The sequence below is a fragment of the Dokdonella sp. genome, assembly GCF_051958935.1.
Lineage (GTDB): Bacteria > Pseudomonadota > Gammaproteobacteria > Xanthomonadales > Rhodanobacteraceae > Dokdonella_A.
On the sequence record NZ_JBQCFP010000003.1, the window covers coordinates 1 to 8053 of the forward strand.

Sequence of the window (8053 nt, forward strand, 5' to 3'; positions counted from 1 at the left end):
GGCGCTGGGAGCGCGATCTCGTGTTCAGCGACGCGGTGCAGAAGGAAGACATCGGGATCTGCGAACACGTGCAGCGCGGCCTCGCCTCGGGCTCCTACGTCGCCGGGCGGCTCAACCCGAAGCGCGAGAGCGGCGTGCATCACTTCCATGAACTGCTGCGCGCGGCGTACCGCGGCGCTGCCGGTTGAAAGCCATGGCGGCACCGGACGTTCCTCCGCGCGCCGCCCTCGGCCTCATCACCGCCATCGCGATCGTTGCCGGCAACATGATCGGCTCGGGCCTCTTCCTGTTGCCCGCCTCGCTCGCGCCGTATGGGCCGGCCGCATTGCTCGGCTGGGGCGCGAGCGCGCTCGGCGGTCTCGCGCTGGCCGCGGTATTCGCCGATCTCGGCCGCCGGCTGCCCTGCAGCGGCGGGCCATATGCGTTCGCGCGCGCCGCGTTCGGCGACGGCGCCGGCTTCGCGATCGCATGGAGCTACTGGGTGTCGATCTGGTGCGCGAACGCGGCGATCGCGGTCGCGTTCGCCGGGTATTTCGGCTCGTTGTTCGCACCGGCCGCGACTCCCGCCGGCGCTCCGATCGCGGCCCTCTGCGCCCTGTGGGCATGCACGCTTTCCAATGCGCTCGGCGTGCGCAGCGCGGGCATCGTGCAACTGGTGACGACCGTGCTGAAGCTCTCGCCGCTGCTCGTACTCGTCGTGCTCGCGGTACCGGAGCTCCCGCATGCGACCTGGCAACCGTTCAACCGCAGCGGCGAGGGTCTCTGGTCCGCCGCACTCGGCACGACCGCGCTCACGCTGTGGGCCTTCCTCGGCGTCGAGAGCGCGACCGTCGTCGCGCAGGACGTGGAGCATCCGCGCCGCAACCTGCCGCGCGCGACCTTGATCGGCTCGACCATCGCGATCGTCGTGACCGTGCTCGCCTGCAGCGTCGTCGGCGCGATCGTGCCGGCGGACGCACTCGCGTCGTCGAGCGCGCCATTCGCCGACGCGGCATCGAGGCTGTGGGGTGCGAAGGCGGGCACGCTGTTCGCGGCCACCGCGGCGATCGCATGCTTCGGCGCGCTCAATGGCTGGGTGCTGCTGCAGGGACAACTGCCGCTCGCGGCCGCGCGTCATGGCTCACTGCCGGCATGGTTCGCACGCGTCGACCGGCGCGGCACGCCGCAAAAGGGGCTCGTCGCCGGCAGCGTTCTCGCAAGCATGCTCGTGCTCGCCAACTACCAGGAGGACCTGGTCGGCCTCTTCACGTTCTCGATCCTGCTCTCGACCGCCGCCTGCTTGCTGCCCTACGTCGTATGCAGTGCCGCCGCGCTCCGCGGCATCCGCGGGACCGCGGATGGCACGCGGGGTTCGCGCGCGATCGCCGCGTTCGCGCTCGCCTTCAGCGTCGCCGCGCTGGTCGGCACGGGCTCCAGGGCATTGCTCTGGGGCGCGGTGCTCGTCGCCGCGGGTTGGCCGATCCACTGGCACCTGCGGCGCGCGTCGCGGGTTAACCCGACTGCAACACCGCGTTAACCGGACTCACACCGCGCCTGCGTACGCTCGCGCCGACGACAACAAAGGAGAACCCGGCCATGCGCGACCAGCGTCGTACCGAAGTCAACGTCCTCGGCTATCGCATCGAATGCGTGCGCAGCTTCGACGAGCGCGGCGAGATCGCCGCGCAGTGGTACGAGGTGCTCGCGCCCGGATCGCAGGCGCTGCTTGGCACCTTCGCGCATCGCGCCGAAGCCGAACGCGACATCGTCTCGCGCGAACTCGCAGCGATCGCGGCGTGAGCCGCGATCGCGGCAACCGCGACGTCACGTCGCGATGGTGAAATCGTCGGCGTCCATCCACGCGGGCAACCGCTCGCGGTGCGCCGCGAGCGCGGCGGGATCGAGCGTCACGGTGACGACCTGTTCCTGCGCTCCCAGTTCGACCAGCGGCTGGCCGAGGAAGTCGGCGACGACGCTGTCGCCCGCGTAGTGCAGGTCGTTGCCGTCGACACCGACGCGATTGACGCCGACGCAGTAGCACCAGTTCTCGATCGCACGCGCGAGCAGCAGCGTGCGCCACGGATGGCGGCGCACGCCGGGCCAGTTCGCGACGTACACGAGCACGTCGTAGTCGAACTGCTGCGCGGCGCGGTCGTAACGGTTGCGCGACCATACCGGGAAACGCAGGTCGTAGCAGACCAGAGGACAGATGCGCCAACCATGCAGGTCGAGCACGATGCGTTCGCTGCCGCCGGCATACCGCTCGTGCTCGCCGGCCATGCGGAAGAGATGCCGCTTGTCGTACAGCGCGTGGCTGCCGTCGGGCCGCATCCAGATCAGCCGGTTGACGCAGCGCTCGCCCTCGCGCACGACGAGGCTGCCGGTGACGACCGCGCCGGCCTCGGCCGCGAGGTCGCGCAGCCAACGCATGCCCTCGCCCCCCATCGACTCGGCATTGCCGAGCGTCTCGTTGGTGAAGCCTGAGAGAAAGGTTTCGGGCAGCACGACGAGGTCGCTCTGGCCGCGCAACGGGCGCACGAGCGCACCGTAGTAGTCGCGGTTCGCCGGCGCATCGTGCCAGCGCGTCGCCCCTTGCACGAGCGATACCCGCAGCGGGCGTTTGCGAGCGCCCACGTCAGAGCGCCTTCAGGCGTTCGGCCGCCTGCCCGAGCACCGCGTCGGTCTTGGCGAAGCAGAAGCGCACGAGGCGCTGCTGCGCAGGCGGGTTCTCGTAGAACGCCGATACCGGGATCGCGGCGACGCCGCCTTCCTTGACCAGCCATTCGCAGAAGGCGAGGTCGTCGGCGGAACTGAGCGCCGAATAGTCGGCGACCTGGAAGTACGCGCCGCCGACCGGCAGCAGGCGGAACTTCGAGCCCGCGAGCAGCTCCCTGAAACGATCGCGCTTGGCCTGGTAGAACGCGGGCAGCTCGAGGTAATGCTGCGGATCGCTTTCGATCGCCTCCGCGAGCGCCCACTGCGCCGGCGTGAACGTGCAGAACGTGAGGTACTGGTGCACCTTGCGGAACTCGGCCGACAGCGCGCGCGGCGCGATGCAGTAGCCGACCTTCCAGCCAGTGCAATGGTAGGTCTTGCCGAACGAGCTGACCACGAAACTGCGCGCGGCGAGTTCCTCGTGGCGCAACACGCTCTGGTGCGCCGCGCCGTCGAACACGATGTGCTCGTACACCTCGTCCGACAGTACCAACAGGTCGTGCTTGCGTGCGAGCGCGGCGAGCGCGTCGAGGTCGGCGGCGTCGAACACCGCGCCACACGGGTTGTGCGGCGAGTTGACCAGGATCATGCGCGTCCTGGGGGTGACCGCGTCGGCGATGCGCTGCCAGTCCGGAGAAAAGTCCTCGGGATCGAGCGCGACGTGCACCGCGCGCCCGCCGTTGAGTTCGATCGCGGGCTCGTAGCTGTCGTAGCACGGATCGAGCACGATGACTTCGTCGCCCGTGCGCACGACCGCGGCGATCGCGGCGAACAGCGCCTCGGTGGCGCCCGACGTCACCGTGACTTCGGTGTCGGCGTTGACCTTGCAGCCGTACAGGCGCTCGGTCTTGCGCGCGATTGCCTCGCGCAGCGCCGGCACGCCGGTCATCGGCGCGTACTGGTTGCGCCCCTGCGCCATTGCGCGCGCGAGCGCGTCGCGCAGCGCCGGCGGGCCGTCGAAGTCGGGAAAGCCCTGGCCGAGGTTCACCGCCTTGTGCTCGGCCGCGAGCTGGCTCATCACGGTGAAGATCGTCGTACCGACTTTCGGCAGCTTGGTTTCGATCTGCATGTCGCCTTTGCGTTTGGACGGCCAAATGGCCCGAACGATCGATGGTAGCACGCGCGTACGATGCGCCCTCGTCGTGGCGGCGATCGCGCGCCGCGACGGAGCGCGCCGCCGGGCAAATGCGAACCCGCTCACGGTTCCGCCCGGGGCGTGCACCGGCCGATTGTATTCCGCCCGCGACCCGTGCAATGCTTGGGCCGATAGACCTATGCAAGATCAGTCCACGGGCGTAGTACCGGAAGAGAGGCCGGTACGCGCGCAATGCGGCTCGTCGGACCCACCAGCAAGTCTTCCAGCCTGGGGAGAGGCGATGAGGACGGTCGTATTCGCCGCAGCGCTCGTCGCGCTGCATGGGTGTGCGCATGTCGACGCCGGCCGGCCGGCCGCGTCGTCGCCGGCTGTCGCAGCGTCCGGCGCGGCCGCCGCGCCCACCGAAGCCGAACCGCAACGACTCGACTTCCAGGCCACCCTCGCCGAGGGCGAGGCCATCACGATCGATAATCCTTACGGCGACGTGCGACTGCGCTTCGGCGGCTTCGCGCATGCGCTGGAAATCCACGCGGTGCTGCAGCAGCCCGCAAACGCCGCGCCGATCGCGGTAGAGCCGGACGTCCGAGGCGATCGATATCGCTTCGTGCCGCGCCTGCCGGCGGGCGCGATCGTCGCGCCCGGACAGCGCCTCGACGTCGTCGCCTTCATCCCGGTCGGCCACGCGGCGAGCGTGCGCACCGAGCGCGGCCTCGTCGAAAGCCGTGGCGTACGCGGCGACATCGAGCTCGAGAGCGTCTCCGGCGACATCGCGATCCGTGGCACGCAAGGCCGCGTACTCGCGCAGACCGGCACCGGCTCGATCGAGGCGTCGTTCGAATCCGCGCCGAACGGCTCGCAGCAGCGGCTCGCGACCAGCACCGGCAACATCGTGCTGGCGGTCGACGACCGCCTCGGCGCCGCGCTCGAGCTCGCGACCTCGGGCGTGTTCGCGACCGAGTTCTCGCTCGAGGTCGAGCACTTGGCGAACCAGGAACCGAACAAGCGCGCGCACACGACCATCGGCGGCAGCGACGCACGCATCACCGTGGAAAGCCGGCGCGGCGAGATCCGCCTGCTGCGCCGGAGCGCATTCACGCCGCTGGGTGGCAAGCCCGCGGACGAGGAGCACGAGGACAACGACAGTGACTGATGCGCCGTCCGCACGGACGGCGCCGGTCGAAGGACGTCGGCAGGGAACCCGAGCCAAGGCAGATCTTCCGCAGGAGGAATTTCGAATGAAACGCTTGAGGACCGTACTCGCCGGAGCAGCCGCGTGGGTGCTGCTGAGCGGCGCCACGCACGCAGCCGATCTTTCCAGCGCCGCTGGCGCACCGGTCGAGGTCGGCGAGCCGGTCACGCCGGTCAGCATCGACGTCGACCTGCGCGAGCTGCCGGTCGTGCCGGAATGGCGCGCCGGCATGCCGATCAAGGAAGCGCACAAACGCCAGTACTTCCCGCCCGAGCGGCTCGACACGGCGGCGCCGGACTGGCTGCAGGCGGCGCCCGACCGGCTGCCCGAGCTGCAGAAGCTGTGGGACGAGAACGCGCCACCGGCGCTCCGCGCCGTGCCGAACGGCCATGTGAGCATCAACAACGGCTCGACCGGCGTCTCGCCGGGCGATCCGGTCGTCGACGTCAGCGCGAACTACATCGTCTACGGCGTCAACGGCAGCACCGGCACGACCTTCACGGTCTATGACAAGACCGGCACCAGGCTCGCCGGTCCGACCAAATTCTCGTCGCTGGCGCCGGCCGGCGACGGCTGCCGCACCTCGGTCAGCGACCCGATCGTGCTGTTCGACCGGCTCGCCAACCGCTGGTTCCTGCTCGAGATGGGCGGCACCTCGTCGGCGCCGAAGATGTGCATCTACGTCTCCAAGACCGAGAACCCGGTCTCCGGCGGCTGGTGGTTCTACGGCTTCTCGACGCCCACGCAGAACGAATACCGGCATTGCGGCGTGTGGCCGAACGCCTACGTCTGTACCGACAACGAAGGCCAGGCGAACGTGACCGCGTACGCCTACGACCGCGCCAACATGCTCAACGGCGCGACCGCGCGGCCGCAGCAGCGCTTCGCCAGCGTGCCCAAGCTCGCCGGCTACGGCTTCCAGGCGCTGACACCGGCCACGTTCATGGGCGATAGCGCCCACGCGCCGCCGGCCGGATCGGCGCAGATCCTCGCGCGCCACAACGACGACGAAGCGCATGCCGGCGCCTCGGCCGACCCTGCGCGCGACTTCATCGACCTGTACGCGATCAACGTCGACTGGACTACGCCGGCGAACAGCGGCATCACGACGCTGCCGCGCATCGCGATCACCGAGTTCAACAGCTGGTTCACGAACTACTCGACCTTCGCGACCGTGCCGCAGCCGGGCTCGACCGCCAAGCTCGACCCGATCCGCGAGGTCATCCTCAACTCGCTGGTCTACCGCAACCTCGGCAGCTACGAATCGATCGTCGGCCAGTTCTCGACCAACATGAATGCCGCGCGCACCGGCAGCACGGTCAACGCCGGCGTGCGCTGGTTCGAACTGCGCCGCACCGGCGGCGGCAGCTGGACGCTGCAGCAGGAGGGCACGTTCGGCCCGGGCGACACCAGCACCCACCACTTCGTCGGCTCGATCGCGACCGACAACAAGGGCAACATCGGCCTCGGCTACAACGTCACCAGGACCAGCTCGCCGACGACCTACGCGACGCTCGGCTACACCGGCCGCAAGGTGTCCGATCCCTCCGGCGTGATGACGCTCGGCGAGAACACGGTCGCCGCCGGCAGCGCCGCGGAGACCTCCGGCCGCTGGGGCGACTACTACCAGATGGCGGTCGATCCGACCGACGACTGCACGTTCTGGATGGTCGGCATGTACCGCCCGGCCACGAGCTGGAACACGCGCATCCAGGACTTCAAGTTCAACGACTGCGGCGCCGCGCCGGGCACCTGGTCGGTGTCCGGCACGGTCACGACCGGCGCCGGCGTCGGCATCGCCGGCGTCACGGTCGGTACCGGCAGTGCCAGCACGACGACGAACTCGAGCGGCGCCTACACGCTCGGCGGCCTCGCCAACGGCACCTACACGCTGACGCCGAGCCTCTCCGGCTACACGTTCTCGCCATCGAGCAGCCGCGTGACGATCAGCGGCGCCAACGTCAGCGGCACGAACTTCACCGGCACGGCGGCGAACGTGCCGCCGGTCGCGAACTTCAGCTACACGACGAACGGCCTGACCGCGAACTTCATCGACAACTCCAGCGACAGCGACGGCACGATCGTGTCGCGCTCGTGGGCGTTCGGCGACGGCGCCACCTCGACCGCGACGAACCCGAGCCGCACCTACGCCGCGGCGGGCACCTACACCGTGTCGCTGACCGTGACCGACAACGGCGGCGCGACCGACACCAGGACGCAGGCCGTCACCGTCACCTCGGGCGGCGGCAACGTGCTGCAGAACGGCGTCGCCGTGACCGGTCTCGCCGCGACCACCGGCACCTCGGTGATCTACACGCTCAGCGTGCCGGCCGGCGCGGCGAACCTGAAGTTCGTCACCTCCGGCGGCAGCGGCGACGCCGACCTGTACGTGAAGTTCGGCTCGGCGCCGACGACCTCGAGCTACGACTGCCGCTCGTGGGCCGTCGGCAACAGCGAAACGTGCAACATCACGACCGCGCAGGCCGGCACCTATTACGTGATGGTCGATGCGTACTCGAGCTTCAGCGGCGTCAGCCTGACCGGCAGCTACACAACCGGGAGTGGCACGACGCTGACCAATGGCGTCGCGGTGACCGGACTGGCGGCGAGCACCGGCAACTGGACTGCCGACTACACGCTGGTCGTGCCGGCCGGCGCGACCAACCTGAAGTTTGCGATCAGCGGCGGTACCGGCGATGCGGACCTGTACGTGCAGCTCAACGCCGCGCCGACGACGACCAGCTACCTGTGCCGGCCATACCTCGCCGGCAACAGCGAAACCTGCTCGTGGACCGCACCGAGCGCCGGCACCTACCACGTCAGCGTGCGGGCGTACTCGACCTTCTCCGGCGTCACGCTGATGCCGAGTTACACGCCGTAGCCCGGGTGGAGCGCCGCTGACGCGGCGCAGAAAAGCAGAACGGCGGCCGGTGCGAATCGGCCGCCGTTTTCTTTCCCCGCGCGCTTACGCGTGCAGCAAGCGGTTCACGCGCGCGATGAACGCGGCCGGGTCGTCGAGCTGGTCGCCGGCGGCGAGCTGCGCCTCCTCGAACAAGAGCTGGCCGAGGTCGGCG

The 8053-nt window shown here is 69.6% G+C and carries 7 protein-coding genes; 5 read left to right on the top strand and 2 right to left on the bottom strand.

Annotated features, from left to right (window positions below; translation table 11 throughout):
- From ACTHK2_RS00370 to ACTHK2_RS00380, 3 genes are all read left to right on the top strand, one after another.
- Nucleotides 1-188, top strand: a 188-nt coding sequence (locus ACTHK2_RS00370; RefSeq protein WP_440243541.1) for an SRPBCC family protein, incomplete at its 5' end; no start/stop codon positions are given.
- Between the two features lie 5 nt (nt 189-193).
- Complete coding sequence (locus ACTHK2_RS00375) at nt 194-1516, top strand: amino acid permease (RefSeq protein WP_440243543.1); 1323 nt, start codon at nt 194-196, stop codon at nt 1514-1516.
- Nucleotides 1517-1575: 59 nt separating this feature from the next.
- The gene (locus tag ACTHK2_RS00380) at nt 1576-1779 is read left to right on the top strand and encodes a hypothetical protein (protein WP_440243545.1); all 204 of its coding nucleotides are present in this window, start codon (nt 1576-1578) and stop codon (nt 1777-1779) included.
- A 24-nt stretch (nt 1780-1803) separates the two neighbouring features.
- Here ACTHK2_RS00380 and ACTHK2_RS00385 read toward each other — a convergent pair whose 3' ends face one another.
- Both ACTHK2_RS00385 and ACTHK2_RS00390 read right to left on the bottom strand, forming a co-directional pair.
- Nucleotides 1804-2613, bottom strand: a complete 810-nt coding sequence (locus ACTHK2_RS00385; protein WP_440243547.1) for an amidohydrolase — start codon at nt 2611-2613, stop codon at nt 1804-1806.
- Between the two features lies 1 nt (nt 2614).
- On the bottom strand, nt 2615-3763 hold the full coding sequence (locus tag ACTHK2_RS00390; protein WP_440243549.1) for a pyridoxal phosphate-dependent aminotransferase: 1149 nt from the start codon (nt 3761-3763) through the stop codon (nt 2615-2617).
- Between the two features lie 307 nt (nt 3764-4070).
- Between ACTHK2_RS00390 and ACTHK2_RS00395 the strand changes: the two genes are divergently transcribed.
- Both ACTHK2_RS00395 and ACTHK2_RS00400 read left to right on the top strand, forming a co-directional pair.
- Nucleotides 4071-4940: a hypothetical protein gene (locus ACTHK2_RS00395; RefSeq protein ID WP_440243551.1), complete on the top strand. Its 870-nt coding sequence runs from the start codon at nt 4071-4073 to the stop codon at nt 4938-4940.
- Nucleotides 4941-5025: 85 nt separating this feature from the next.
- Entirely contained in the window at nt 5026-7860 is a 2835-nt protein-coding gene (locus ACTHK2_RS00400; RefSeq protein WP_440243553.1) for a pre-peptidase C-terminal domain-containing protein, read from the top strand.
- The last annotated feature ends 193 nt before the right edge of the window (nt 7861-8053 follow it).

What these genes read in the sequence shown, in the direction of transcription:
- ACTHK2_RS00395 (WP_440243551.1), top strand. Translation starts at nt 4,071, where the DNA reads ATGAGGACGGTCGTATTCGCCGCAGCGCTCGTCGCGCTGCATGGGTGT.
- ACTHK2_RS00380 (WP_440243545.1), top strand. Translation starts at nt 1,576, where the DNA reads ATGCGCGACCAGCGTCGTACCGAAGTCAACGTCCTCGGCTATCGCATC.
- ACTHK2_RS00390 (WP_440243549.1), bottom strand. Translation starts at nt 3,763, where the DNA reads ATGCAGATCGAAACCAAGCTGCCGAAAGTCGGTACGACGATCTTCACC.
- ACTHK2_RS00400 (WP_440243553.1), top strand. Translation starts at nt 5,026, where the DNA reads ATGAAACGCTTGAGGACCGTACTCGCCGGAGCAGCCGCGTGGGTGCTG.
- ACTHK2_RS00375 (WP_440243543.1), top strand. Translation starts at nt 194, where the DNA reads ATGGCGGCACCGGACGTTCCTCCGCGCGCCGCCCTCGGCCTCATCACC.